This window comes from Paenibacillus sp. V4I9 (genome assembly GCF_030817295.1).
GTDB lineage: Bacteria > Bacillota > Bacilli > Paenibacillales > NBRC-103111 > Paenibacillus_E.
Genome location: NZ_JAUSZE010000001.1, coordinates 6,766,381 through 6,791,749, shown reverse-complemented (window position 1 = coordinate 6,791,749; position 25,369 = coordinate 6,766,381). Strand labels below are relative to the sequence as shown.

Below are 25,369 nucleotides of genomic sequence, written 5' to 3'. Positions count from 1 at the left end.
CTTGAAGGGAGAGGGTTTGTCAGATGAAGGAGCACGGACCTGTATTACAAATGACAGGAATTCATAAACAATTTCCTGGAGTTAAAGCGTTGTCGGACGTAAACTTCCGGATGTTTCCCGGCGAGGTTCATGCGCTGATGGGGGAGAATGGTGCCGGTAAGTCCACATTGATTAAGGTGCTTACAGGCGTCTATTCGATTGATCAAGGTTTAGTGGAGATGGAGGCTAAGCAGATCCAAATCATGAGTCCGCAGGATGCCCAGAACGCGGGAATCAGTACGGTATACCAGGAAGTGAATCTTTGTCCGAATCTTTCGGTCGCCGAAAATATATTTATCGGACGCGAGCCGTTGCGCTTTGGCCGCATTTTATGGAAGGAAATGAACCGCAATGCGATAGCCCTGCTAAAGGACAGACTAAATCTGCACATTGATGTCACGCAGTCGCTGCAGTCTTACTCGGTTGCCGTTCAGCAGTTGATCGCGATTGCAAGAGCGTTAAGTATTTCGGCGAAGGTGCTTATCCTGGATGAACCAACATCCAGCTTGGATCGAGGTGAGGTACAGCAGCTATTCTCAGTGATGAGGAAGCTAAAAAGCGAGGGGCTTTCTATCTTGTTTGTTACCCATTTCTTAGAGCAGGTATATGAAATTTCAGATCGAATAACCATTCTCCGTAATGGAGAGTTTATCGGGGAATATATGGCCAAGGACCTTACTCGAATAGATTTGGTATCAAAAATGATCGGTAAAGAGCTTCATATGCTGGAAGAGTTGCCAAAGCTATCCGCAGTGGATGGGGACACAGGGGAAGTGCTGCTCGATGCTTCTAAATTTGGCAGAAAAGGAGCTATAGAGCCGGTAGATCTGCAGATTCGCAAGGGGGAAGTCGTTGGACTAGCGGGATTGCTCGGCTCCGGACGAACAGAGCTGGCCCGGCTCTTGTTCGCGGCAGACCGTGCGGATGAGGGAGTCCTCCAATTCGAGGGTAACCGTGTGTCCATCCAGACGCCGCGGCAGGCGATCGATCAGGGCATTGCTTTTTGCTCCGAGAATCGAAAGACCGAAGGCATCATTGACGATCTGACCGTAAGGGAAAATATCATTTTGGCGCTTCAGGCGTCCCAAGGCTGGTTCAAGGCGATCTCTCGGAAGCGTCAGGATGAAATTGCGGATGCGTATATGAAAGTACTCAATATCAACCCGCCGAACCCGGAGCATCTGATCAAAAATTTAAGCGGCGGAAACCAGCAAAAGGTGCTTCTGGCCCGCTGGCTGCTGACTCAGCCGAAGCTGCTTATTCTAGATGAACCGACTAGAGGCATAGATATCGGGGCCAAGGCGGAAATTCAGAAGCTGGTGCTCTCCTTATCGGAGAAAGGCATGTCCGTGCTGTTTATCTCTTCTGAGCTCGAAGAAGTACTGCGGGTAAGCGATCGAATCGCTGTACTTCGGGATCGCCGTAAGGTCAAAGAAATATCGGGCGATGAGATGAGTCAAAAAAATGTTATGCAGGCTATAGCAGGGGGGTAAGTGAGATGGTAAGGCATCATTTGTTTTGGCCGCTTACCGTGTTAGGCGTGCTGTTATTGTTTAACCTGCTTTATTCGCCGGACTTCTTCTCAATTAAGTTGAGAGACGGGCACTTATACGGCAGCCTTATCGATATTCTGAACTTCGGGTCACCCTTAATCTTGGTGGCGATTGGGATGACTTTGGTCATTGCCACCAAGGGCATTGACTTATCTGTGGGGTCTGTAGTCGCCATTGCTGGAGCGATCTCCTGCCTTCTTATTAGTAAAGGCAGCGAACAGGACTCTCTTTCTCTCGTATTCATAGCGGTTGGTGTTTCCTTGGCGTTATCGATTGTACTTGGGATTTGGAATGGCTTCTTGGTCGCTGGTGTGGGCATTCAACCGATTATCGCAACTTTGATTCTCATGGTGGCGGGGCGCGGGCTGGCTCAGTTGATCACTGGTGGGCAGATCATCACGGTGTCCAGCGCTTCGTACAAATATATTGGTGCGGGCTCGCTGGCTACGCTGCCGTTTTCGATCTTTATCGTTGCTATCGTGGTGATCATAGCTGCTGTATTGACGAGAAAGACGGCGCTTGGCCTGTTCATCGAGTCGGTGGGCTGCAAACCGACAGCCAGTCATCTGGCTGGCATCAGGTCCAAGACCGTTTTGCTCGCGGTATATATGTTCTGCGGATTATGTGCGGGCATTGCCGGCTTAATTCTCAGCTCTAACGTGTCGAGTGCAGATGGAAATAACGCGGGACTGTGGTACGAGCTGGATGCCATCCTTGCCGTCGTGATCGGAGGTACTTCTCTGAATGGCGGACGGTTTTACTTAATGGGGACGCTCATTGGGGCACTCATTATTCAAACTTTAACGACCACCATTTATATGATCGGCGTACCGCCTGAAATTACATTGGTGGTGAAGGCATTCGTTGTATTAGCTGTGTGCCTGATCCAATCGGAGCAATTCCGCAAAACGCTGATGCAGCGCTGGAAAACCCGCCATTATTCGGCGGAGCGGGAGGTAAAGCAGCATGTTTAAGAGACAATATATTCCGATTCTGGTGACCATCTCCTTATTCGCGCTCATGTTCGCTGCGGGGTCCTTTCGATATACCGGATTCTTCTCCCTGCAGGTCATACTGAATCTTTTGATCGATAATGCCTTTCTGCTAATCGTGGCTGTGGGGATGACCTTAGTCATTGTGTCCGGAGGCATTGACTTATCCGTCGGTTCGATGATCGCATTAACAACGATGGTGTCCGCAAGTCTTGTACAGGCAGGCTGGCCGCCGGCGCTAGTGATCCCACTGGTGCTGCTTATGGGGAGCTTGTTCGGATGGGCAATGGGAGCCATCATTCATTATTTTAAAATTCAGCCGTTCATTGTTACATTAGCCGGCATGTTCCTGGCTCGTGGACTATGCTATCTGATCAGCATCAATACCATTACGATCGATAACGGCTTCTACATCACAATGGCTCAAACCAAGGTCAGTTTACCAGGTGGAAATCACGTATCCATTAGTGTCATCATTGCGCTATTGGTATTGTTCGCCGGCTTCTTCATTGCACACTACACTCGCTTGGGACGCAATACGTACGCTTTGGGCGGCAGCGAGCAATCTTCCCTGCTGATGGGACTGCCGGTGGGCCGTGTCAAAATGCTGGTGTACACCTTCAGCGGCTTTTGCTCCGCCCTTTCGGGCGTCGTGTTTACCTTCTATATGCTGTCAGGCTACGGGCTGCATGCGATGGGTTTGGAGCTGGATGCGATCGCTGCGGTGGTGATCGGCGGAACACTGCTGACCGGCGGCGTTGGTTACATCGCAGGCACCTTCTTCGGCGTCATGATCCAAGGTCTCATTCAAACGATTATTAGCTACGAAGGAACACTGAGCTCCTGGTGGACCAAGATCGTCATTGGCCTGCTGCTCTTCTTGTTTATCCTGCTGCAGCGCTTGCTGAGTGAACGTCGTTGGGTACAACGGAGAGGGTAAAATTAGAGCAACACATGGCACGTTTTTTGATACAATAGGCATTAATAGAGCTTTCAACGGTTCTGGCAAGCATGCTTGAAAAGGTCGGTGAATTCATGGGGAAGCTGGCGAAACTTGTCACTGCAGGGGCGATGGTCTTATTTATAATGCTTTCGGGCTGCGAGACAGGGCAGGAAAATACTGAGCGTTCAGCGATGATTTCATCCAACGAGCCGACACTTCAGGCTGCAGGGAATGAGATCGTGCCCGCAAGAAGCATTGTAGTGGGCTTCTCACAGCTCGGTTCGGAAAGCGATTGGCGCAGAGCGAATACGCGCTCTATCCAAGAAGCGGCGAAGGAAACGGGTATTCAGCTCATTCTCGAAAATGCGGAGCAATCCCAAGAGAAGCAATTCGAAGCGATAAGGGCCTTTGTGAAGCAAAAGGTTGACGTCATTGCGATTGCCCCGGTCGTAGAGAAGGGCTGGGAGCCCATTTTACGAGAAGTGAAACAAGTTGGAATACCGGTGATTATCACAGACCGTTTAGTTGAGGTGTCGGACCCCTCGTTATACGTCAGCTATATCGGTTCCGACTTTTACGAGGAAGGGCGTATGGCGGGGAAGTATGTCATGGATAAGCTGCTGCATGCGGAAGGGCCCATCGGTATCGTAGAACTGAAAGGTACAGAAGGTTCTACCCCCTCTCTCTCAAGAGGGAAAGGCTTCCATGATGTCATTAAGCAAAATCCTAATCTTCAGGTGGTGGAGAGTGAGTACGCAAACTTTACGGTAGAGCAGGGCAATAAGGTCATGCGAGAATTGCTGGAACGGAGAAGCAAGGAGATTCGTGTGCTCTTTGCGCATAATGATGACATGGCGCTTGGAGCAATTGAAGCGATAGAAGCGTATGGATTAAAGCCTGGCAAGGACATTGTGATCGTCTCGGTAGACGGCACCCGGAAGGCCTTCGAACGGATGGTAGCTGGTAACATCAACAGCGTAGTAGAATGTAATCCCTTGCTGGGACCCTACCTGATGCAAGCCGTGAAGGAGATGCTCGACGGTCGAACGTTACCAAAGCGGATCGTCACACCGGAGCGAATTTTCACAGAGGTTACGGCTCATAATGAACTGAATAACCGTATGTATTGATATAACCAGGTGAGGTGTCCGCTGTAGCCCTGGAATCGTCTTCTGCCACTGAGCATTTAAATAAACCAATAAAAATGGTTACAACTTACCCCTCAATCACCTTTGAGGGGCTTTTTTTTGTTCCCGAGGCAAGATGTAGTAATATAGGAAGAACAGCAAGAAGAAGGGGAGTTTATTCGTGGGTATAAGAAGTTTTACGGATTATAATTTGAGTGAAGATATCGTACGGGCGCTTCAAAGCTTAGGATACGAGCAGCCAACAGATGTGCAGAATGAAGTGATTCCTATCGCGCTGCAGGAGAAGGATCTCACGGTTAAGTCAAGAACAGGAAGCGGGAAGACGGCGGCGTTCGGTATACCGATTTGTGAATTGGTGGAGTGGGAAGAGAACAGACCGCAGGCGCTGATTTTGACACCGACGAGAGAACTGGCCGACCAAGTAAAGCAGGATATCACGAATATCGGGAGATTCAAGCGGATTAAAGCGGTGGCTCTGTATGGGAAGCAGCCTTTTGCCAAGCAGAAGATTGAGCTGCACCAGAAGTGCCATGTTGTTGTTGGGACGCCTGGCCGCGTGCTGGATCATATTCAGAAAGGGACGCTGGACCTGGAGCGGCTGAAATATCTAGTCATCGATGAAGCGGATGAGATGCTGCGGATGGGCTTCATTGAGCAGGTGGGGGCGATTATTGATGAGCTTCCGACGGATCGCATGACGATGTTATTTTCGGCAACACTTCCAAATGACGTGGAACAATTATGCCATCGATACATGCGTAACCCCATTGATATTGAGATTCAAACGCCGGAGGCATCTAAGGTTCAGATTGAGCATTCCATTATAACGGTTCGAGAAAATGATAAGTTTAACGTGCTTAAGGATGTCTTCGTGGTGGAGAATCCCGATAATTGCATCATTTTCTGCCGGACACAAGAGCATGTCGACTACTTATATAGACAGTTGGAGCAGTTGGACTATCCGTGCGATAAAATCCACGGGGGCATGATACAGGACGATCGGTTCCTAGTCATGAATGCTTTCAAAAGAGGGGAATTCCGTTTCTTAATTGCAACGGATGTCGCGGCGCGAGGGATTGACGTGGAGGATATCACACATGTCATTAACTACGATCTTCCGCTTGAAAAAGAAAGCTATGTCCACCGAATCGGAAGAACGGGACGTGCGGGGAAGACGGGCAAGGCGATTACATTTGTTACGCCAAATGAGGACAAGTTTCTAGCTGATATTGAGGGTTATCTGGGGTTCGAAATACCGAGAAAAGACGCTCCCACGGCGGAGGAGGTTGCTACTGGACAACCTGCTTTTGATCAGAAAATGCAGGCCACGCCGGTCATTAAGAGGGATAAAAGTGACCAACTGAACAAGGGAATCATGAAGCTCTATTTTAACGGCGGGAAAAAGAAAAAGATTCGGGCTGTAGACTTTGTGGGAACCTTGGCCAAAATTGAAGGTATCACGGCTGACGATATCGGTATCATTACGATTCAGGACAATGTTTCGTATGTGGATATTTTGAATGGTAAAGGCCCGTTGGTGCTCAAAATCATGAAGAATACGACGATTAAAGGCAAGCTGCTCAAGGTGCATGAAGCGAATAAGTAAGAACAAGGATCCGGTTAGCCTCTGTGGCTCATCGGATTTTTTGCTGTTTGAGGGAGAAGGGGGCGGATTAGGAGGCCAGCCTGATAGTCTTTTTTCGGCTTATAGGAGCGAAAGTTGTACAGAGTACAACAATTTCAGAGGTTTCTTCTCATCCTAGCAGGAGATGTTGTATGTTGTACAACAATTTAGCCTCATTTCCTTCAAAAGAGCTGTTTTTGAGGGAAATGTTGTATTTTCTGCAACAATCGCAGGGAAAACGTGGATTAGCCAGCTTATTGTTGTACAAAATACAACTTTGAGCTACAGGTTAAAATTTTACCCAAAGGGGTCAATTAATTGACTTACCGATCCTACTCCACCAAGGTAGACTAGAGAAAACACGACATGGGGTGAATTTCATGGCTACCAAAATACATTCACAAGCAGACACCATTCCATCCGTACAAGTGAAGCGGAAGCGGTCCATGCAGCAGGTGCGCGAGGATCTGGTCGGATACGCATTCGTCAGTCCCATGGTACTTGGATTATTTATCTTTACATTATTTCCAATCGTAGCGTCCTTTTTCCTCAGTTTTACGGATTGGAACTTTGTTGCCGGATTTTCTAAAGTGAAATTTCTCGGCTTAGATAACTTTGTTAAGCTTGTGCATGACAGCGTATTTCTTCTATCACTCAAAAATAATCTGATTCTTATGATTGTAGTGCCGTTAACCTTGATCTCTTCGCTGGTTCTGGCGGTTATCATCGATAAGAAAATTCATTTTAAAGACCTCTTTAAAGTTGTTTATTTCATTCCTTACATCTCAAGTGTTGTTGCTGTAGCTATTGTGTTTCAGGTATTGTTCCACCCAACCTATGGACCGATTAATCAAATATTAATCGACTGGGGGATGGCGAACGCGCCCAAATGGCTAGCTGATCCGGATTTTGCTTTATATTGTGTAATGGGACTTATGATCTGGGTGAGTATCGGATATAACATGATTATATTTATGGCCGGTCTGCAGTCGATTCCGAACGATCTTTATGAGGCAGCGGACATTGACGGTGCATCGAAGTTGAAGCAATTTTTCAGCATAACCGTGCCGCTCTTATCACCAACCACATTCTTCTTACTCGTAACAGGCATTATAGGGACATTCAAAGCGTTCGACGTTATTTCCGTTCTAACAGGCGGCGGTCCTGCGAATTCAACCAGTGTAGTCGTATATCGTTTGTATGAAACAGCTTTCGTTAATCTACAATCCGGTTATGCCTCCGCAATGGCTATTGTGCTGCTGGTGTTTGTCCTCCTGATTACACTCGTTCAGTGGTTTGGGCAACGTAGATGGGTCAATTACTAGAGAAGAAGGAGGAGTAACCGATGGACAAGTTTAAAAATGTTAAAAAAACACTGCTAACTATACTCATGTTTATTATAGGCATATTGTTCATGTCTCCCTTCTTATGGATGATATCCGCATCTATGAAGCCGGAAGCAGATGTGTTTATATATCCCATTCAGTGGATCCCGAAGCATTGGAATTTGATTGAAAATTATAAGACGGTGTGGTCGACGAAGTTCTCCCTTTATTACTGGAATTCTATCAAGGTTTCCGTCTTAACTACGGCGCTTTCCGTCCTGCTTTCCGCCATGGCAGCCTATGCCTTCTCGAAGATCAAGTTTCGCGGCCGTCATGTACTCTTTATTCTCGTCCTGGCGATCTATATGATTCCCAGTCAAGCGATTCTCGTTCCGCAGTTTCTATTGTTCCGCTGGATGGGCTTGTTCGACAGTCACTTTGGCTTGATTTTGCTAGGCTCCTTCAGTGTTCTCGGTACTTTCATGCTTCGTCAGTTCTATATGGGCATTCATGAGGAGTTTATCGAGTCAGCGCGAATGGATGGTGCAGGTCATGTCCGAATTTTCTTCTCTATCTGTACACCGCTTGTACGTCCGGCGATCGCCACTTATGCGATTCTGCGTTTTATCTGGACTTGGAACGATTACCAGAACCCGCTCATTTTCTTAAGAACGAAAGATTTATTCACACTGCCTCTCGGCATCCGATCCTTTGCTGATTTAAATGGAGAGTTCTACTCACTCATCATGGCCGCTTCTGTATCGGCAATCGTACCTTTACTTATCATTTTTATCATTGGTCAAAAACAAGTTATCGAGGGGATCTCGATGGGTGGCGTTAAAGGTTAAGGGTAAAAGGTCAAAAAATGAGTGCATGAGGTTAAAATAGTGCCTCGTGTGCTCCATACAAGTTTGTTACGATCGATCATGTAAAGGTTTTCAAAATAACGAATACAACTTGGAGGGGTTCCTATGAAAAAGAGTTTATTAGTACTAAGCGGTGTCCTAGCGATCAGTACTGCACTTGCAGGCTGTGGCAAAGGAGATACACCAGCAGCGGATAATGGTAAGGATGCAGCAGCAACGGCGAAAGCTCCGGTTACAATTAAAGTACAAGGATGGTACACCGAAGTTCAAGGGAATTGGAACGCGACAGTTGAAGCTTATAATAAAACACACCCGAACGTAAAAGTTGTTTACGAAAGCATGTCCGAGAAGGGCGATTCCATAGAAGGGATGAAAAAACTTGATCTATTGGCTGCTTCCGGCGAGCAAATGGACGTTGTTATGTATTCCAGTGCCTCTGATTTCGCTCAACGTGTAGGAGCTGGTATTCTGGAGCCCCTTGATGAGTACTTGAAGAAAGATAACATTGTTGTCAAAGATGAATATAAGCTGGATCCTGTTGTAAATGGTAAATACTATGCGTTGCCGGGTAAAATGATTGAATGGTTCGTCCTCTTAAATAAGGACAAATTAGATGAAGCGAAGCTGCCGGTTCCTACCGAGTGGACATGGAATGATTATGCGGAATATGCGAAAAAGTTGACCAAAGGTGAAGGCGCAGCGAAATCTTACGGTTCCTATTTCCACAACTGGAAAGACTACGCGATTCTAGGATTAAACACAGATATGGATAACGCATACCTCGTAAAGCCTGATGGGACAGAGAACATCGACAATCAAAAGGTTCGATTCTCCCTCGACTTGCGTAACAAAATGGAAAATGTAGATAAAACGTCCGTTCCATACTTTGAAGTAGTATCGCAGAAAATGGCTTACCGTGATGTATTCTATGGTGGTAAAACAGCTATGTTAGTAACGGGGAACTGGATGGTCGGCGAACTAGCGCAAAACGCGAAGTTCAATACGGTTTTCGCCCCTTATCCGAAGCTTGATGCGAAAGATACGAACGGTTTAACATTATCAGGCGCAGACTTCATGGGTGTGGCTGCAAATTCTAAAAATAAGCAGGCCGCTTATGACTTCGTGAAATGGTACACTACGGAAGGGATTCAAACACAAGGTTTGTTCTTCTCCGGTTGGAAAAAAGCCGATATTAGCAAGAATGTAGACGCGATTCTGAAAAGCGGTAAACCTGATCAAGTAGCTAAGATCGATAAGGAGTCCTTATTGGCTACGCTGAAAATGAACAAAGCAACCAAATTGGTCGTTCCTCCAACATATGCGCTGCAACAAGAGAAAGAATTCTTAACGCAAGTTGAGCTGTTCTTGACAGGCAAGCAGGATCTGGAGAAAACGATTCAGACGGCAAAAACGAAAATTGAAGATATCCGTAAGAGCAATGCCAAGTAGTTATTAACCAACAAGTGCACCATTCCTGATATAATTGAAAGAGGAGGCCTAGGGCTCCTCTTTTTCCCATTTCATTGATACAACCGAAAGGCAGGAGAGTGCAGTGCCGAGCTGGCTTCGTACCTTATCACTACGCAATAAATTGGTGCTGACGATTCTGATTTGTCTCGTTCTCCCTTCAATCGTCTCTATGAACGTCTCCAGTCTGCTAACTCGGGATGCTGTGAGGTCACAAGTGGCTGATAACTCGCAGGAATCGATGCGGATTGTCAATCAGATTGTAAACGGACAAATGAAAAACATGCTTTATGTGATGAATTTCATTCAATTTGATGAGGATCTGCAGCCTTCCATTCGGGAATTAGGCCGGGCAAATGACCTGACGGATAAAGGGGATGTCTTGGCTTATAAACAAACGATATTCAAGAGAATGTCAACGGTCATCAACTCATTTGGTAATTTGTACGTCACACTGCTTTTGCCCAATGGTGAGTATGTTGCTTCGTATTCAACCTTTGCTTTTAACCCGAATGAATTCCTGCAAAAAAGTTGGTTTAGCGATGTGGAGAAGGTGTCCGGTTATAATGTCAAATGGATAGGCGCTGAACCCAATTATAGTCAAGCAACCAATCAACCTTATTTATTAGCGGCTGCAAAACCGCTTCGTATCAATGGATTAACGTACGGTTATGTGGTTGTTGGAATGGAATTAAGCACAATCCAACAGTTATTTGATCAATATAAAAACAATGAATCGATGGTCATTGTTGACGGTCAGGGGCGTATTCTGGTCGATAAAGACTCCACCACCATCGGTCATCCGTTTCCTTACTATGATCAGCTTCCGGCGCAGGATGGATCCTCGTTTCTGAAGGTAGATGGAGAAGATTACATCTTGCATAGCACTCATTTAACGCCTGAATGGAAGCTTGTTAATATGAGTCCTTATAAAAGCGCTGCCCACAAAATTGAGTCGTTCCGAAAGACTGATTTTCTGATTCAGTTATTCTTTTTAATTCTATTCGCTGTTGTGCTCCTTTATATGGTACGCACGCTTACGAAACCGATTGCGCGGCTTGTCCAAACCGTAGTCCGAATTGAATCGGGTCAACTGAGTGAGCGATCCAACATCAGCGGGGGGGACGAAGTAGGGCGGCTTGGATATGTTTTCGACCGAATGATTGACCGTATTGAACGGATGTTAGAAGAGAACCGCCGTGAACAAGAATTAAAGCGTAAGGCAGAGTTAGCCATGCTGCAGGCGCAAATAAATCCGCATTTTCTATTTAATGTACTCAATTCGATCCGACTGAAAATCATGATGAAGGGTGATTCTGAGAATGCGGAGCTGATCAGTTCATTGTCATCACTGTTACGGATGACGATCAACCGCAACAATGAATACATTTCGCTGCATGAGGAGATTGAGATTAACGAACATTATATTCGACTATTAAATTCTCGGCACGGTGATCGGGTACATCTGCGGATTTCAGCGGCTTCAGACACCCTTCTTTTTGAAATACCTAGGTTTTTATTACAACCGCTTATTGAGAACGCTTATATACATGGGCTTAAAAGTAAGGCAGGGGATATTACCATAGCCTCGAGGATTTGTGAGGATGGTAGGCTGCAGGTGGAAGTTAGAGATTCGGGGGTAGGGATGCCTCCTGAACGTCTAGCTGCACTTCGCAATCATTTAGATGTCGTTCCTACCCAACAATCTGAAGAAACAAGCAGCCCATCCTTGTCAGGCATAGGTCTTCACAATGTATTTGAACGACTTCGTTTAATATATGGTCATCGTTTCGATTATGAAATCGAAAGCGGGCCAGATCAGGGAACGCAGATTGTGCTGCGCTTTCCTCAACAGGCAGGAAAGGAGGGTTAACCATGTACTCCGTTATGATTGTGGATGATGATTTACCTGTGCTTGAGTTTCTGAAGACTTCAATTAAGTGGGCAGAATTAGGGTATACGTTGACAGGCGCTTACGAGAATCCACTAGATGCGCTCGAAGCAGGACGCCAGGAAAAGACGGATGTGCTTATCAGCGATATTGGCATGCCTGGCATGAATGGACTGGAGCTCATTGGGCATCTTCGTGAGGCTCATCCTCACGTGAAGGCCGTCATATTATCTTGTCACGATGATTTTCACTTTGCGCAAACAGCGATGAAGCTATCGGTGAGCGAATATATCTTGAAGGAAACGATGAACGTTGGCAACATTTCCGAGTTGCTGGGAAGGCTGAAGGAACAATTGGACGCGGAGGTCCAAGTATTGTCGAAGAGTCGCAAGCTCGAGAAAGAGGCTTATCAACACCGCGGAGCGTCTAAGCGTCAATTTATCCGCAGTACGGTGAATGAGCCCTTATTTGATGCTGAAGAGTGGACTTTGAAAGCTGAAGGATTCGGTATTCGACTTGGAAAACAAGGCGTACTTCCGGTCTTTGGTTATGCGAATCGTGTGAAGGAGGCGGATAATCGTTTTCAATCCAAGGATCTGTTTGAATATACCATCCAGAATATTGTTGAAGAGCTGCTTGTCGATCAGAAGGAGACAGCACTTTTCACTTACGATACAGGAGAATTTGTTTTGTTGTTTCCTCATTACTCGGAGCTTCACGTCAACAACAGCCAGAAGGTGGAGCAGACATTAAAGCAACTGCAAAGCAGCTTGCAGCAATACTCGAAGCTATCCTTCACCTTTCTAACGGGAAGCCCAGTCAAAGATGCGCGATCTTTGAAAGATCAATTGATTCGTATGGTCGAAGGGAAGAATCTACGATTTTATTTGCCGGAGTCATCTATTATTAAATTGGGTCATGTCAGAGATGGATTCGGGGACGGAGGGTTGCTGTTAGCGCAGTACTCTGAAGCACTAGATGAGTTTCGGAGTGTCGTTTTCGATGAGCGATTGGATATGATCGACGTGTTTGTCTCGAAGTGGATAGATTTTATCCAATATAACCGATTTCGCCCGATGGAAGTAAAGGAATGGCTGCTGAAGATGATTCTCGACGTGCGGATGCGGCTCAAGTCGCTTCAGCATTATCAGTCAACCTTTTCTTCGGAGCTCTTGCATCATGATGTTCATGAATTATCATCAATTCGTGAGTTTGAGCTGTGGCTCAAAGACTACCTTCAGCAGGCCATTCAATGGGCAGGTCAGGTGTATCACGAGTCTCACAACCGTGAAATTCTAGAGTGTCAACGTTTTGTATACAATCATCTACATATGAAAATTTCCCTCGAAGATGCTGCCACTCATCTGCATCTGCATCCAAGCTATTTAAGCCGATTGTTCAAACGGGAAACCGGGGAGAATTTCATTGAATACGTCACACGGCTGAAGATGGAGAAAGCGAAGGAGCTCTTGGAAATCACAGACAAGAGCATCGAACAAATTTCCGATTCGTTAGGCTACGAGAATAAGAATTATTTCGGTAAGTTGTTCAAAGCGCATACGGGGTTTGTGCCGAATGCTTACCGAGGACAAACGAAAGCGAATCAGCCGTCTTAACGGAGAAGAAACAGACTTGTTCACATGTGAACAAGTCTGTTTTTTTGGAAGAATAAGATACCCCCATAACGATGCATAACTTCTCGATCCGGTACTTTGAGCGGTGTTTGTAAACAAACGGATAAATCAGTCCCGGTCTTTAGTGAAGAAGTGCAATTTTATGCGCTGAGCGAGGGTGTAAAGATATTTTTCATCGTTACAGTCGCGAAGGGACGTGGAATCGTTTCTGTAACGATGTTTTGCATTCTTACAAACGAGAAAAAAAGCAATTTTATGCGCTGAGCGAGGCAGTAAAGATATTTTTCATCGTTACAGATGCGAGGGGGAAGTGAAATCGTGCCTCTAACGATGTTTTGTATTCTTACAAACGAGAAAAAAAGCAATTTTATGCGCTGAGCGAGGCAGTAAAGATATTTTTCATCGTTACAGTCGCGAAGGGGTGTGGAATCGTTTCTATAACAATATATTTCATCATTACAGACGAGAAGAAGGCGGATTGGTATCTAAACGAGCGAGTGATAGCAAAGAGAAGTTCGTTCCCCATGCTCAAACGTAGGCTTTCGACAAGAACCTGGCCATCGGCCAGGTTTTATTTGTGTGTGGATCCATTATTATTCCAGGTCTCAATTTCATTGATTTTAGATAATCATCTATGGCGATTGTACATCTGCACAAACTTCCTTATCTTTACAAAAAAATATCACTTTTCTCTTTTAAATCATGGTAAAATTTAGAAGTATTATTGGGCTTGTCTGTCCATAAAGCCTCGGCTTATGAAGAAATGTTTTGACTCAGCAAATGCTAAGGAGGAATTGTAATGAGTAGGCTACCAGGATGGAAAGCAAAACTTTTTAAAACAACACTCGCCTTAACAATCGCGTTGCCGTTTCAAGTGTTGGCCACAAGCAGCTGGCAAGCTGTTATGGCGGAAGGACCGAGTGATCCGGCTCCATTCATTGAAGCCAAAGTTGTGAATGAAAACGCAGGCAAGAAGGTGCTTTTCGACAATACGCATGAACAAACCGCTGGAGCGGCTGATTGGGTTATTGATGGCGCTTTCTCCGATTTCGCCAATGCTTTAGCGAATAATGGTTATTATGTAAAAGAGCTGCGCAAAACGACACCAATTACTTTGAGTGACTTGAGCGGTTACGATGTATTCGTCGTTGCAGAATCGAATGTTCCCTATAAGACGAGTGAGCAGGCTGCGTTGGAGCAATATGTGCAGGGAGGCGGCAGTATCTTCTTCATCGGAGATCACTACAATGCAGACCGTAACAAGAACCGTTGGGACGGTTCGGAAGTATTCAATGGCTACCGCAGAGGCGCATGGACGAACCCAGCTAGCGGCATGAACGCAGAGGAGAGCGCTTCGTCATCCATGCAGGATGTAGCTAGTTCGGATTGGTTGGCCACGCAGTTCGGTTTGCGTTTCCGCTATAATGCTTTGGGTGATATTACGGCGAATCAAATTGTTGCGCCAGAGCAAGCTTTCGGGATTACCAGCGGCGTTTCGACAGTGGCTATGCATGCGGGTTCAACATTAGCCATTCTCGACCCGACGAAGGCGAAGGGGATTGTGTACCTGCCGCAAACGAGTGATGCTTGGGCAAATGCAGTTGATCAAGGTGTATATAACGGAGGCGGTATTGCCGAAGGTCCTTATGTGGCTGTTGCTAAAGCGGGTGCAGGAAAGGCTGGATTTATCGGCGATTCCTCACCGGTTGAAGATGCGACACCGAAATATGTCCGCGAGGATACAGGTGCGAAGAAGACGACCTATGACGGTTTTAAAGAGCAGAATGATGGTGTGCTGCTTGTAAATATGGTGAACTGGCTCTCGAAGAAAGAAAGCTATACAAGCTTATCTCAGGTTAGCGGCTTACAGTTGGATCAACCGACAGCGCTGCTGCCTTTTGAAGATCCGGCTGCGTCAACGGAACCACAGCCAGAGCCTTGGGCTGCGCCAAACGCAGGCTACAAATGGTATGACCGCAGCACATTTAAACCGGGCTCATACGGCGGACCTACGGCAACAGCTAGCGCAGCTTACAGCTTTGTGCATCAAGCAACACTACCCAATGCAGTGGACTTCCCAGTACGGGTAGTTGTGGATAACCTTCCTGCGTCTACGACTGTAGCGGGGTTCAGTGTGGGTATTTATTTGGTTAGCGGGGGCGCTCAAATTGCCATGATTCAAAATTCAGACGGCACATGGCCTGCTGCATACGGGTACAGCTCCACGTTTAGCGTGACCTCAGATATTAACGGACATGCTTCAAAAGATTTGAAGGTTCGAATTAAGCCGGGAACGACAGCTGCGGCCAACTTGAGGCTGCGTCAAAACGGAACGAACCTGAAGACCGAAGCCGTTACACTTGGCAACGTTCCGGCTGAACCGTTACCGGAAGAGCAGAATCCGATTCCGGCGAAGATCACCGTCGCTGAAGCACGGGGGAAAGCTGCAGGAACACTGGTGACAGTGGAAGGCGTTGTAATTACGGAGCCAGGATCTTTTGGCGGACAATCTTTTTACTTGCAGGATGCTACCGGCGGTCTGTATGTGTTCCAGAGCTTGAGTGGATTCCATCTTGGAGATACCGTGAAGGTAACTGCTTCGACAGCGCTATTTAACACAGAGCTTGAGTTGACGGATCCGGTGGAAATTGCCAAAACAGGGGTCGCTGTTGTACCTACACCTGTGGTTGTAACAGCTGTAACTTACGAGAATCAAGGTCAATTGGTTGAGCTTAGCAATGTGACGATTAGCAATATCATCAGCGCTTCACCGACTGGTTCTTTTGAATTTGATGCGGTTAGCGGAGCGGTAAGCAATCATGTTCGGGTTGATGCACGTACTGGATTAACACAAAGTACGTTCCCATACCAGGCAGGTCAAACCGTGAATATCAAAGGTGTGGCTGCCATTTTCAAAGGTGTATTCCAGTTGAAACCAAGAGGTTCGGGCGATTTCACCGTAGTGGCTGACACAGTGGCACCTGTGACGACGGCGGCATTGTCGGGTGCTCCAAATAGCGAGGGCTGGTTTAAAGAAGATGTGACGATTACCTTAACGGCTATGGATGAATCAGCTGGTTCGGTGGGGACCGAATACAGTATCAATGGTGGGACAGCAGCTGCTTACGTTGCACCCATTGTCATTCAAAACGAAGGTACGAATATGATCGGATATTTCTCTACAGATGCCGCAGGGAATGTGGAAGCGGCGAAATCTTTGCAAGTGAAATTAGATAAAACAGCGCCTGTTGCTGTTTTGACGGAGTCCGGCCACACTGTGACGGATGTGACAGATGCGGATGCGCTGAGATTTGATTTGAACAGTACAGATGCACACTCTGGTGTGGCTGCACAGACGTTGACTTTGGATGGCGCTGTGATTAACAGCGGTCAAACCATTGCTGCGGGAAGTCTAGCATTAGGTGCACATACGGTGCAATACAGTGTAGTGGATGTTGCGGGCAATTTGGTGCAATCGACACAAACCTTCAACGTGAGTGCGAGTGTTACGTTCAGTCAAGCTACCCTAGCTGCTGACGCGGTGTCTCTGAAACCGGGTGAAACCACGGCTACTCATCTTACTGGTACATTAAGCAACGGAGCGCCTGCTGATCTTAGTGGTGCTGTAGTTGCCTACAACACAAGCAATGGAGCGGTAGTTACTGTAGATGCAGCAGGTAAAGTTGGCGCTTTGGCAGAAGGATCTGCACAAATTACAGCTGCTGTCACACTGAATGGAAAAACAGTACAAACCAACGCTGTGACTATTACGGTTGTGAAGCCGTTATCGGTTGGAGTGCCAGGTAAGCCAGTTTTATCAGATAACAGTGGTCATGCAACTGGATTAAAAGATGGTAACTATACAGTCACAATGAACATGTGGTGGGGGAATAACGGCTTCCTGTTCAAGCTGTACGAAAATGGCGTACTCATTAGTACGCAAACATTGACAGACGCGTCTCCAGCTGCGCAAGTGGCTAAAGTAGATGTTAAAGACAAAGCGAACGGCACTTACACCTATACAAGTGAACTTATTAATTCTTTCGGAACAACAGCCAGCAGCCCACTTGTGGTCAAGATTACAGACGCATCGCCAGGAAAACCGGTACTATCTCAAGATAATTGGGATGGAGATGGCAACTACAAGGTGACAATGAACATGTGGTGGGGCACCAACGCTACCGAGTATCGCCTATACGAAAATGGCATCTTGATCGAAACCAAGAGCTTGAACGCAGCTTCTCCAAGTGCTCAAAGCGCTGTGTCGACGATTGCCGGCAGAGCAGTTGGCGTGTATGAGTACCGCAGCGAATTGGTCAATGCGGGTGGCATTACCTCGAGCGAGAAGATTACGGTGAAAGTAACGAAGTAAGAGATGACGTTCTGGAAAAAGGGCCTTTAACGACTCAGGCTGGAGTTGTTGGAGGTTCTTTTTTTGTCTGGTTTTCAGCTTTGTAAAAGTTACCTACTAGACAAAACCACATCTCGATGGTAGCGTAAATTTACTACGAATGAAAGTTTGTGATACGTGATGTCCAATCCTATTGCTTCCCAAGCGAGACTAACTGTAAGTCGTTCAAACCGTTTATGGATTGTGCTCGTGCTCGGTTCACTGGCCTCTTTCGGTCCGCTCTCGCTCGATATGTACTTACCCGCGCTGCCTGTGCTCGCGAATGATCTTCATACCACGACCTCGCTGGCACAAATGAGTTTAACTGCCTGCATGCTCGGCCTATCGATCGGCCAGCTCATCGCCGGTTCGGTGAGCGATGTGCGCGGAAGGCGAATGCCACTGCTGATCGGGCTCGTTATTTATGCGATTTCCTCGGTCCTATGCATGTTCTCGCCAACGATATGGGTATTTCTGGGTCTGCGTTTCGTTCAAGGCATGGCTGGCGCAGCTGGCATCGTCATCTCTCGTGCGATTGTTCGTGATATGTATGAAGGTGTGGAGCTGACGAAATTTTTTGCACTTTTAATGTTGGTCAATGGGGCTGCGCCTATACTTGCTCCCATCGTAGGTGGTCAAATTTTGCAGTTCACCTCGTGGCGTGGCGTATTCCTTGTTTTAAGCTTGATCGGGGTGGTTATGCTCTTTGCTACTGTGCTCAGCTTGAAGGAAACACACCCGCCAGAGCGTCGTTCCAAAGGCGGTCTCACCAATACGTTGCGAACGTTTGGCGGCCTGCTCACAGACCGTATGTTCATGGGCTATACGTTAACGCAAGGGCTCGTTTTTGCCGGCATGTTCGCCTATATATCGGGTTCCCCGTTCGTGCTGCAGGATATTTTCGGCGTTTCCCCGCAAATGTTCAGTCTTTGCTTCGCGATTAACGGTCTGGGTGTTATCATAGCCGGTCAAATCACAGGCAAGCTAGCAGGCAAAGTAAGCAATTATCGATTACTAGCAGGTGGGCTTGCCATTGCCGCTTTCGGCGGCTTGTTACTGTTCATTTCTACCCTTATCGGGGCAGGGTTATATGCGATTTTGGCGGCTTTTTTCTTTATCGTTTCTAGCGTAGGACCTGTCTCTGTAGCTACTTCCTCCCTAGCTCTTCAAAATCAAGGGAAAACAGCGGGCAGCGCCGCCGCATTGTTAGGTTTGCTTTCTTTTATCATAGGAGGCCTAGTTGCTCCGTTGGTCGGTATTGGCGGGAGCCAAACCGCGATTCCATTAGGCATCATCATAGCCGTGATGGAAATAGGAGCGATCCTATGTTTTATTTTACTCACCCGTAAAAAAGCAGCGGCATAATAGAAAAATCAAATAAAGGTTACCTCTTTCGATCTATCTAAGACCGAAGGGGCAACCTTTTTCGTATGCTCAAGAATTTCTGTTTGATATAGAAGGTGAAATATTACTTTTCTTCAGGCCGTTTCATCTTTGAGGCTTATGCAGCCCCGTTTTCAAACGACTACGCCATTTGAGAAGAAGAAAAATAGCTACCGCAATACACAACCCAATCAAGGTGTAAATCAAAAATTTTTCAACCCACATAAAAATGATAAGCCACTGATCACCGAAAAGGTAACCAATTCCGAAAAATACAACCACCCATAAAGCTGAGCCTGTGAAGGCGAATAAAGCAAAAATTCGGTATGGAACGCGGATGATGCCTACAAAATAAAAGATAAATTGTCTGATTCCCGGTATGAAATAACTGAAAAGCAGCAATTTGTTTCCGTACTTCGCGTAATATTCTCTAGATTTCTCCAGATGTGCGGGCTTCAAAAACAGCAGTTTTCCATAACGTTCGATCAGAGGCGTGCCCAGTTTATATCCGATCCAATAGGTAATCGTCATGCCTATCATAGTTCCGACCCAAGCCGCAACCATGGCTAAGAACCAGTGAAGCACCCCTTTATAAGCTAAAAACCCCGTATACGTCATCGTCGTATTTCCCGGAGGAATCGGAAGCGCAATAGCGTCCAATGGCAGACCGATCAACAATACCCAATAGCCATATTGTGCAAATAATTGTTCAATTAGTCCCATAAACTTCATGACATATGCACTCCTTGTAACCAAAAAAGAGAATATTAGTAGTAGATGTTTGCTTAGTATACTACTTCAAGTAAAGCCATGAACCGTTTGAAAGTCAAGTTTTGACCAAGACCTAAGTCTAGTTATCGATGTTTAGAGAGACGATAGATAAAACCATAACAATAAATAAAGGCTGCCGCTTTCGATCATAAAAGACCGAAGGGAGCAACCTTTTTCTCGCATTAGGCGATTTCTTTTTGATAAAGAATCACATTGAAACCATCAATAACGGCAGGGCCTTGCAAAATATAACCGTTTTTCTCAAAAAGCTTCTGAGCGCCGATTTGATTGGATAGTGTATCTAAAATTAGCTGCTTCATACCGAGTTCTTTGGCTCTTTGCTCCAAACGGTCTAAGAGCATTTGACCATAGCCTTTTTGCTGAAAGCTGGGATGTACGCGTAATCGTTTGATTTCGGCCTTGTTGTTATCGAGGATTTTTAAACCTCCCATGGCAAAAACGGTGCCATTCTCACCTGTACCTACCAGAAATTCCCCGCCTGATTGCAAATATTGCTCATCAATATGTAGGATATCGTGATAGTGCTGATGAGTAGGTTCTACTTTCGCTTCCGAGATGACTAATAAATGAATTCTCCAAACATCGTCATGATCTAGCGTAGAATAGCGTCGAATTTGTATCATAGAATCTCTCCTCTTTGTTTTGCTATAAATGTAATATAAACTAACGCATGGTTGATAACAAATCACGTTTTTTTATATGAAATCATAGAAAAACAAATAAATGCGAGTAAAACATAACATGTACATTACATTAATTAAGAGATATCAATACAAAACACGCCATAAGTAAAAAGTTGCGTAAGCTTCCCAACCACTCCATCCTTCAGCAAGCTGTCGAATATGAGGAAGAGTCGGTTTCTGTTCTAAACCAAGCACATGCTTCAGAGCATTGTGCAAACCAACGTCGGCAAGAGGGAAAGCAGCGGGGTTCCGCAAGCAGCGCATCAGTACATAATTGGCCGTCCACGGACCGATACCGCGAATATTTAACAGCTCTTTCTCCATATCGGCAAAATCGTTCCGACTCAGCAGCTGCTCTTTAACAAGCAGCCCCTCGGCCATCAACTTGGCAACGCCAATTAAGTATTCAGCCTTTTTACCCGTGAACTGTAAAGCAGTCAAGGCATCAGGTGTGAGCTCGGTGATTCGCTCTGGTGTAGGAAATGCCCAGTACGTCCGTCCTTCCCAGTCTAGCCGTGTGCCGAAGGCTTCAACAAGACGTCTTTTGAGCGTATAGGCAAAAGTCAGGTTGATTTGCTGTCCGATAATGCCCCAGCTCATCGCCTCGAATAGATCTGGAATCCCCATCAGGCGCAGCCCATAAAAGTCCTGTGTGACTTGCTTCAGCAGCGGATCACCCTTGGCTAACTCGTAGAACGGTGTAAGTTCGGTGCCGAGGTCAAACCATTCCCACACATAACGAGCCACGTCTTCACGAAGGGAGGGGGTGAGGGTACCGTCGGTACTATGGAGTAGTTGAATGCGCAGCCGGGAATTATCCTCACTGTTGACAGCGATTAGCACGTGATTATCCCCAACCTGAACAAGCTTGTAAATAGCTAAGTTATCCACATGGAATAGGCACTCATTGGTTGATCGGGATAGGTAACCGAGATTTTGCTCATAACGAAAAGGATCGGGAAGCGGAAGTATGAGAGAGCTCGTCTGTTCGCACCATTTTAGGATAGAAGGGTCAAAGGGTTGAAGATGTGGCATGTTAAATTCTCCTCTTATCTGATAAAGTTTCTTCCTCTATTATCACTGATAGCGGCTTTCGTAATCTTGCTTTCTCATCTTCCTTCCCTTACAAGAGCAGCATAGTTTGGTTATACTGAAGTTAGTAGGGAGATGGAGCTGAGAGGAGCGGTAGTCATGCAAGAACGGTTTTGGAAAGCGATTGTTGCGAATGATGCGGCTTATGATGGTACGTTTTATTATGCGGTGACGACAACTGGGATCTTCTGCAGGCCGTCCTGCAAATCAAGGCTGCCAAAGAAGGAGAATGTCCGGATTTTTGGGAACCGCCAAGCGGCTTTCTCGGAAAATTACCGTCCTTGTAAAAGGTGCAGACCAGACGGCGTGAGACTGCCAGATGAAGAATGGGTGTCGCTTATGGCGGCTCACATCGAAGAACGTTATGCCGAGCCGCTGACGCTGACAACCCTGGCAGATCACTTTTATGCGAGCGTTTATCATCTCCAAAGGACTTTCAAACGCGTGCAGGGCGTCTCGCCTCTAACCTATCTGCAACAAGTGCGTATCGAAGCCGCCAAACGGCTGCTTCTAGAGACGAGTGCTCCTGTGAATGCGATTGGTTTTCAAGTGGGGATTCCGAATGCGGCACATTTTGCCACGATGTTTCAAAAAAAGACCGGTTTTTCGCCAACGGAATTCCGTCAAATAAAAACAATTTAAACATAACCGAGGAGGGTTCGAAGATGCAAACTGTGCGGGTGAAGTCCGAGTCGCAAACCATGCAGGCGAAATCAGAGATGCAAACCAAGCAGGCGAAGTCAGAGATGCAAACTAAACCGACCAAGTCGATCTTTTGGGGAATTGTTCGTTTACTGGAGAATAACTTTTTAATGGCGGCAACGGATGAGGGGCTTTGCTATTTGCAATTTCATGAGGCGGATCATACAGGTGGTGTAGATGAGGGTGCTTGGTTGGAATTAGTGAAATGGGCTCGTGCTCAGCTGCCTGAGCCTAACTGGGTAGAGGATACAGAGAAGCTGCAGCCCTATATCCATCAATTAGAGGAGTACTTGAAAGGACTACGCACGACATTTACATTGCCGTTGGATCTTCGTGGTACTACGTTTCAGCAGTCGGTGTGGCGTGTGCTTCATGAGATTCCACATGGGGAAACGTGTAGTTATTCACAGGTAGCCCAAGAGCTGGATAAAATAAGTGCAGTTAGGGCCGTAGGCACTGCCATTGGGGCTAACCCCGTGCTAATCGTGGTGCCGTGTCATCGCGTTGTGGGGAAGGATGGGTCGCTAACTGGCTATCGCGGCGGACTTCGGAATAAGGAGAAGCTGCTGCTGTTGGAGCGAGCAGGATTGTGACTCTGATCAGATGTGGCTGCATATAACTCTAATCCATTGGAGTTTGGAGACTGTCGATTGATTCAATATGTCTCTCACAACTGGTATTCAAAACTCCAAAATTTGATTTTAGAGTCATTAAGCTCGTGAGGAACGGGCGAATAGGGATTCATTCATTCAGCAACCTCAACCAAGCATAGTTGACGATTGATCCTTATTTAAGACACCTCAATCTAGAGCAGGATTGTGATCAGATTTTTAATTTAGGGTTACTGATAATCGATTCTATTGGAGTATTGTATTTTATCCAATGTAATAGATGAAATTAGTTAATACGATATTTATGATATCCAAATATGTTCTCCGAAAGGGAAAATGGAGGTGAGTCTATGAAGGCTGACGTAAACCGGAAGACGGTGAAGCAGCTGCTCACGAAAGCGAGCGGCTTTCTTAAGGGGTACACACACACGCTAAACCCTTACACCGGCTGTGCTTTTGCCTGTTCCTACTGCTACGTGAGGCAGATGCCGGTCGCATTATTCCGTAGCGATGTATGGGGCGGTTGGGTCGATGTAAAAGAAAATGCGGCCGCGCTTCTAGCGAAGGAGCTGGCCAAAGCGAAGAGCAAAGGGCCGGTTACGATCTTCATGTCATCGGCAACGGATCCCTACCAGCCGATCGAACATAAGGAGCGAATCACCCGTTCGCTCCTTGAGGTGCTGTCCGCGAATCCGCCGGACTTCTTGTTCGTTCAGACCCGCAGCCCGCTCGTGACACGGGACGCGGATGTATTAAAGCTGCTCGGCGAACGTGTAAGAGTCAGCATGACGGTCGAGACCGACCGCGAGGATATACGCCGAGCGTTCACGCCGTCCGCGCCGCCGATTCCGGCGCGGCTAAATGCACTGCGCGAGCTCGCAGCTCGCGGCATTCCGGTGCAGGCCACGATAGCGCCAGCGCTGCCGAGCTCGGAGCATTTCGCCGAGCTGCTTGCGGGCATCGTGGATCGGGTGTGCATCGACGATTACTTCATGGGCGATGGCAGTGGGGGCAAGCGCACGGAACGCATCGGCGTGCGCGCTATCTATGACGCGCTGGAGCTGCCAGACTGGTACAGTCGGGATGCGTACGAGCGCGTACGCGAACAGCTCCTGCGGCATTTTCCTCAGGAGCGTGTGTTTGTCAGCCAACAAGGTTTCCTGCCTTGATGGATATAACAAAGCCTCCTGCGGGATTTCCCGTGGAGGCTATTTTGCAAATGCGCTAGTCTGCTTGCGAAAGCATAGGCGTCAACCCGGATTGACTGCGCATGCGTTGTTTAAATTCTTTGGGCGAGCATTGGTTATGACGCTTAAACAACTTGTAGAACTGCGCCATATTCAGTATGCCTACTTCAAAGCTTACATCCATAATGCTGAGGTCGCCTGTGAGAAGGAGACGCTCGGCTTTTTTGATCCGCTTGTAATTAACGTAATCGACGAAGGATATCCCCATCACCTTTTTGAAATACTTAATAAAGTAATGATAGCTCAAATTGAGCACACTGCACATGTCTTCGACCGAAATCCGTTCGCTCAGATGCTCGTCGATAAAATCTAGCGCCGGACGCACGCGAGAAATGCCGGAGTCCTCGGCAAGAGCCGAGAAATCCCGTTTGTCATTGCGCAGCATTAAAAGTAAGAGATTTTTGATCGCTGCACTGATTGCCAACTCGTACCCCATCTTGCGGGATTGCGACTCTTCATAAATCTGCATGATTAGGTTGTAAGCAGCTTGTTTGACGGCTGCATTGCCTTGAAACAGCTCATTAAATTGCTCAAGCGGATGAGTCAGCTCCGAGAAACAGTGCAGGTAAGGCATGGTACTAAGGTCAAAGTGCTGCTTTAGATCAATCTGAAAAACGATCTGTCTCAAGGCGTCCGCTGAATATTTATACGTACGATGCGGCTGGGAAGAGCCCAAGACCATGACATCCCCAGGCGCCATCACCGTATAATCGTGCTTCGTTTGGATGCCGAGTTGACCTTCTATGACCACAAGAAATTCAACTTGCATATGTGAATGCCAACGCCAAGGAGTAGGAGGCCCAAACTGCGGGGTGTCAGAACTCATTTCCCAAATTTTCAAAAAGAGCAATGGGTTCTGATAAATGACTTCTTCATTAACAATCTCGGTAAAGGTGCTAGAGCTATGAATAGGGTCCATGGATATGTATACCTCACTACTGTGAAAGACATTTTTGAATACGTAAAAAGTGGTGAAATGTAAGGTTT

General features: G+C 46.7%; 19 protein-coding genes. 15 read left to right on the top strand and 4 right to left on the bottom strand.

Going from position 1 to position 25,369, the window contains the following annotated elements; translation table 11 throughout:
• The first annotated feature begins 23 nt into the window (after nucleotides 1-23).
• The 12 genes from QFZ81_RS31155 (at nucleotide 24) to QFZ81_RS31100 (ending at nucleotide 19,237) form a co-directional block, all read left to right on the top strand.
• A complete protein-coding gene (locus QFZ81_RS31155) occupies nucleotides 24-1,532 on the top strand; it encodes a sugar ABC transporter ATP-binding protein (protein ID WP_307605769.1) in 1,509 nt (502 codons plus the stop codon).
• A 5-nt stretch (nucleotides 1,533-1,537) separates the two neighbouring features.
• Entirely contained in the window at nucleotides 1,538-2,566 is a 1,029-nt protein-coding gene (locus QFZ81_RS31150; protein WP_307605768.1) for an ABC transporter permease, read from the top strand.
• Nucleotides 2,559-3,524 carry a galactofuranose ABC transporter, permease protein YjfF gene (gene yjfF, locus QFZ81_RS31145; RefSeq protein WP_307605767.1) on the top strand — a complete coding sequence of 322 codons (966 nt, stop codon included), beginning with the start codon at nucleotides 2,559-2,561 and terminating at the stop codon, nucleotides 3,522-3,524. The genes QFZ81_RS31150 and yjfF overlap by 8 nt, the downstream gene beginning before the upstream one ends.
• A gap of 71 nt (nucleotides 3,525-3,595) precedes the next feature.
• Nucleotides 3,596-4,657, top strand: coding sequence for an ABC transporter substrate-binding protein (locus tag QFZ81_RS31140; protein ID WP_307605766.1), 1,062 nt, complete (start codon nucleotides 3,596-3,598; stop codon nucleotides 4,655-4,657).
• Nucleotides 4,658-4,835: 178 nt separating this feature from the next.
• On the top strand, nucleotides 4,836-6,281 hold the full coding sequence (locus QFZ81_RS31135) for a DEAD/DEAH box helicase (protein WP_307438212.1): 1,446 nt from the start codon (nucleotides 4,836-4,838) through the stop codon (nucleotides 6,279-6,281).
• A gap of 398 nt (nucleotides 6,282-6,679) precedes the next feature.
• Nucleotides 6,680-7,624, top strand: a complete 945-nt coding sequence (locus QFZ81_RS31130) for a carbohydrate ABC transporter permease (protein ID WP_307605765.1) — start codon at nucleotides 6,680-6,682, stop codon at nucleotides 7,622-7,624.
• A 20-nt stretch (nucleotides 7,625-7,644) separates the two neighbouring features.
• Complete coding sequence (locus QFZ81_RS31125) at nucleotides 7,645-8,472, top strand: carbohydrate ABC transporter permease (RefSeq protein ID WP_307438216.1); 828 nt, start codon at nucleotides 7,645-7,647, stop codon at nucleotides 8,470-8,472.
• 123 nt (nucleotides 8,473-8,595) lie between these two features.
• Complete coding sequence (locus QFZ81_RS31120) at nucleotides 8,596-9,939, top strand: ABC transporter substrate-binding protein (RefSeq protein WP_307605764.1); 1,344 nt, start codon at nucleotides 8,596-8,598, stop codon at nucleotides 9,937-9,939.
• A gap of 103 nt (nucleotides 9,940-10,042) precedes the next feature.
• Nucleotides 10,043-11,830, top strand: coding sequence for a cache domain-containing sensor histidine kinase (locus QFZ81_RS31115; RefSeq protein WP_307605763.1), 1,788 nt, complete (start codon nucleotides 10,043-10,045; stop codon nucleotides 11,828-11,830).
• A gap of 2 nt (nucleotides 11,831-11,832) precedes the next feature.
• Complete coding sequence (locus QFZ81_RS31110; protein ID WP_307438220.1) at nucleotides 11,833-13,464, top strand: response regulator transcription factor; 1,632 nt, start codon at nucleotides 11,833-11,835, stop codon at nucleotides 13,462-13,464.
• A gap of 817 nt (nucleotides 13,465-14,281) precedes the next feature.
• Entirely contained in the window at nucleotides 14,282-17,854 is a 3,573-nt protein-coding gene (locus tag QFZ81_RS31105) for an OmpL47-type beta-barrel domain-containing protein (protein WP_307605762.1), read from the top strand.
• A gap of 159 nt (nucleotides 17,855-18,013) precedes the next feature.
• A complete protein-coding gene (locus QFZ81_RS31100) occupies nucleotides 18,014-19,237 on the top strand; it encodes a multidrug effflux MFS transporter (protein ID WP_307605761.1) in 1,224 nt (407 codons plus the stop codon).
• 123 nt (nucleotides 19,238-19,360) lie between these two features.
• Here QFZ81_RS31100 and QFZ81_RS31095 read toward each other — a convergent pair whose 3' ends face one another.
• The 3 genes from QFZ81_RS31095 to QFZ81_RS31085 form a co-directional block, all read right to left on the bottom strand.
• On the bottom strand, nucleotides 19,361-19,987 hold the full coding sequence (locus QFZ81_RS31095) for a DedA family protein (protein WP_307605760.1): 627 nt from the start codon (nucleotides 19,985-19,987) through the stop codon (nucleotides 19,361-19,363).
• Nucleotides 19,988-20,208: 221 nt separating this feature from the next.
• Nucleotides 20,209-20,670, bottom strand: a complete 462-nt coding sequence (locus tag QFZ81_RS31090) for a GNAT family N-acetyltransferase (RefSeq protein WP_307438228.1) — start codon at nucleotides 20,668-20,670, stop codon at nucleotides 20,209-20,211.
• A gap of 144 nt (nucleotides 20,671-20,814) precedes the next feature.
• The gene (locus QFZ81_RS31085) at nucleotides 20,815-21,765 is read right to left on the bottom strand and encodes a DNA-3-methyladenine glycosylase family protein (RefSeq protein WP_307605759.1); all 951 of its coding nucleotides are present in this window, start codon (nucleotides 21,763-21,765) and stop codon (nucleotides 20,815-20,817) included.
• Nucleotides 21,766-21,921: 156 nt separating this feature from the next.
• Here QFZ81_RS31085 and QFZ81_RS31080 point away from each other — a divergent pair, with 156 nt between their 5' ends.
• The 3 genes from QFZ81_RS31080 to QFZ81_RS31070 all read left to right on the top strand — a co-directional run bounded on the left by QFZ81_RS31080 (nucleotide 21,922) and on the right by QFZ81_RS31070 (nucleotide 24,304).
• Nucleotides 21,922-22,464: a bifunctional transcriptional activator/DNA repair enzyme AdaA gene (locus tag QFZ81_RS31080; protein ID WP_307605758.1), complete on the top strand. Its 543-nt coding sequence runs from the start codon at nucleotides 21,922-21,924 to the stop codon at nucleotides 22,462-22,464.
• Between the two features lie 23 nt (nucleotides 22,465-22,487).
• On the top strand, nucleotides 22,488-23,117 hold the full coding sequence (locus QFZ81_RS31075) for a methylated-DNA--[protein]-cysteine S-methyltransferase (protein WP_307438232.1): 630 nt from the start codon (nucleotides 22,488-22,490) through the stop codon (nucleotides 23,115-23,117).
• 368 nt (nucleotides 23,118-23,485) lie between these two features.
• Nucleotides 23,486-24,304 (top strand): SPL family radical SAM protein, encoded by an 819-nt coding sequence (locus tag QFZ81_RS31070; protein WP_307605757.1) that lies wholly within the window; start codon nucleotides 23,486-23,488, stop codon nucleotides 24,302-24,304.
• 55 nt (nucleotides 24,305-24,359) lie between these two features.
• On the opposite strand, the gene QFZ81_RS31065 is transcribed toward QFZ81_RS31070, so the two are convergent.
• Nucleotides 24,360-25,301 (bottom strand): helix-turn-helix domain-containing protein, encoded by a 942-nt coding sequence (locus QFZ81_RS31065; protein WP_307605756.1) that lies wholly within the window; start codon nucleotides 25,299-25,301, stop codon nucleotides 24,360-24,362.
• Nucleotides 25,302-25,369 lie beyond the last annotated feature (68 nt).

What these genes read in the sequence shown, in the direction of transcription:
- QFZ81_RS31110 (WP_307438220.1), top strand. Translation starts at nt 11,833, where the DNA reads ATGTACTCCGTTATGATTGTGGATGATGATTTACCTGTGCTTGAGTTT.
- QFZ81_RS31130 (WP_307605765.1), top strand. Translation starts at nt 6,680, where the DNA reads ATGGCTACCAAAATACATTCACAAGCAGACACCATTCCATCCGTACAA.
- QFZ81_RS31150 (WP_307605768.1), top strand. Translation starts at nt 1,538, where the DNA reads ATGGTAAGGCATCATTTGTTTTGGCCGCTTACCGTGTTAGGCGTGCTG.
- QFZ81_RS31070 (WP_307605757.1), top strand. Translation starts at nt 23,486, where the DNA reads ATGAAGGCTGACGTAAACCGGAAGACGGTGAAGCAGCTGCTCACGAAA.
- QFZ81_RS31090 (WP_307438228.1), bottom strand. Translation starts at nt 20,670, where the DNA reads ATGATACAAATTCGACGCTATTCTACGCTAGATCATGACGATGTTTGG.
- QFZ81_RS31080 (WP_307605758.1), top strand. Translation starts at nt 21,922, where the DNA reads ATGCAAGAACGGTTTTGGAAAGCGATTGTTGCGAATGATGCGGCTTAT.
- QFZ81_RS31120 (WP_307605764.1), top strand. Translation starts at nt 8,596, where the DNA reads ATGAAAAAGAGTTTATTAGTACTAAGCGGTGTCCTAGCGATCAGTACT.
- QFZ81_RS31155 (WP_307605769.1), top strand. Translation starts at nt 24, where the DNA reads ATGAAGGAGCACGGACCTGTATTACAAATGACAGGAATTCATAAACAA.
- QFZ81_RS31105 (WP_307605762.1), top strand. Translation starts at nt 14,282, where the DNA reads ATGAGTAGGCTACCAGGATGGAAAGCAAAACTTTTTAAAACAACACTC.
- yjfF (WP_307605767.1), top strand. Translation starts at nt 2,559, where the DNA reads ATGTTTAAGAGACAATATATTCCGATTCTGGTGACCATCTCCTTATTC.
- QFZ81_RS31140 (WP_307605766.1), top strand. Translation starts at nt 3,596, where the DNA reads ATGCTTGAAAAGGTCGGTGAATTCATGGGGAAGCTGGCGAAACTTGTC.
- QFZ81_RS31100 (WP_307605761.1), top strand. Translation starts at nt 18,014, where the DNA reads ATGTCCAATCCTATTGCTTCCCAAGCGAGACTAACTGTAAGTCGTTCA.
- QFZ81_RS31085 (WP_307605759.1), bottom strand. Translation starts at nt 21,765, where the DNA reads ATGCCACATCTTCAACCCTTTGACCCTTCTATCCTAAAATGGTGCGAA.
- QFZ81_RS31125 (WP_307438216.1), top strand. Translation starts at nt 7,645, where the DNA reads ATGGACAAGTTTAAAAATGTTAAAAAAACACTGCTAACTATACTCATG.
- QFZ81_RS31065 (WP_307605756.1), bottom strand. Translation starts at nt 25,301, where the DNA reads ATGGACCCTATTCATAGCTCTAGCACCTTTACCGAGATTGTTAATGAA.
- QFZ81_RS31095 (WP_307605760.1), bottom strand. Translation starts at nt 19,987, where the DNA reads ATGAAGTTTATGGGACTAATTGAACAATTATTTGCACAATATGGCTAT.
- QFZ81_RS31075 (WP_307438232.1), top strand. Translation starts at nt 22,488, where the DNA reads ATGCAAACTGTGCGGGTGAAGTCCGAGTCGCAAACCATGCAGGCGAAA.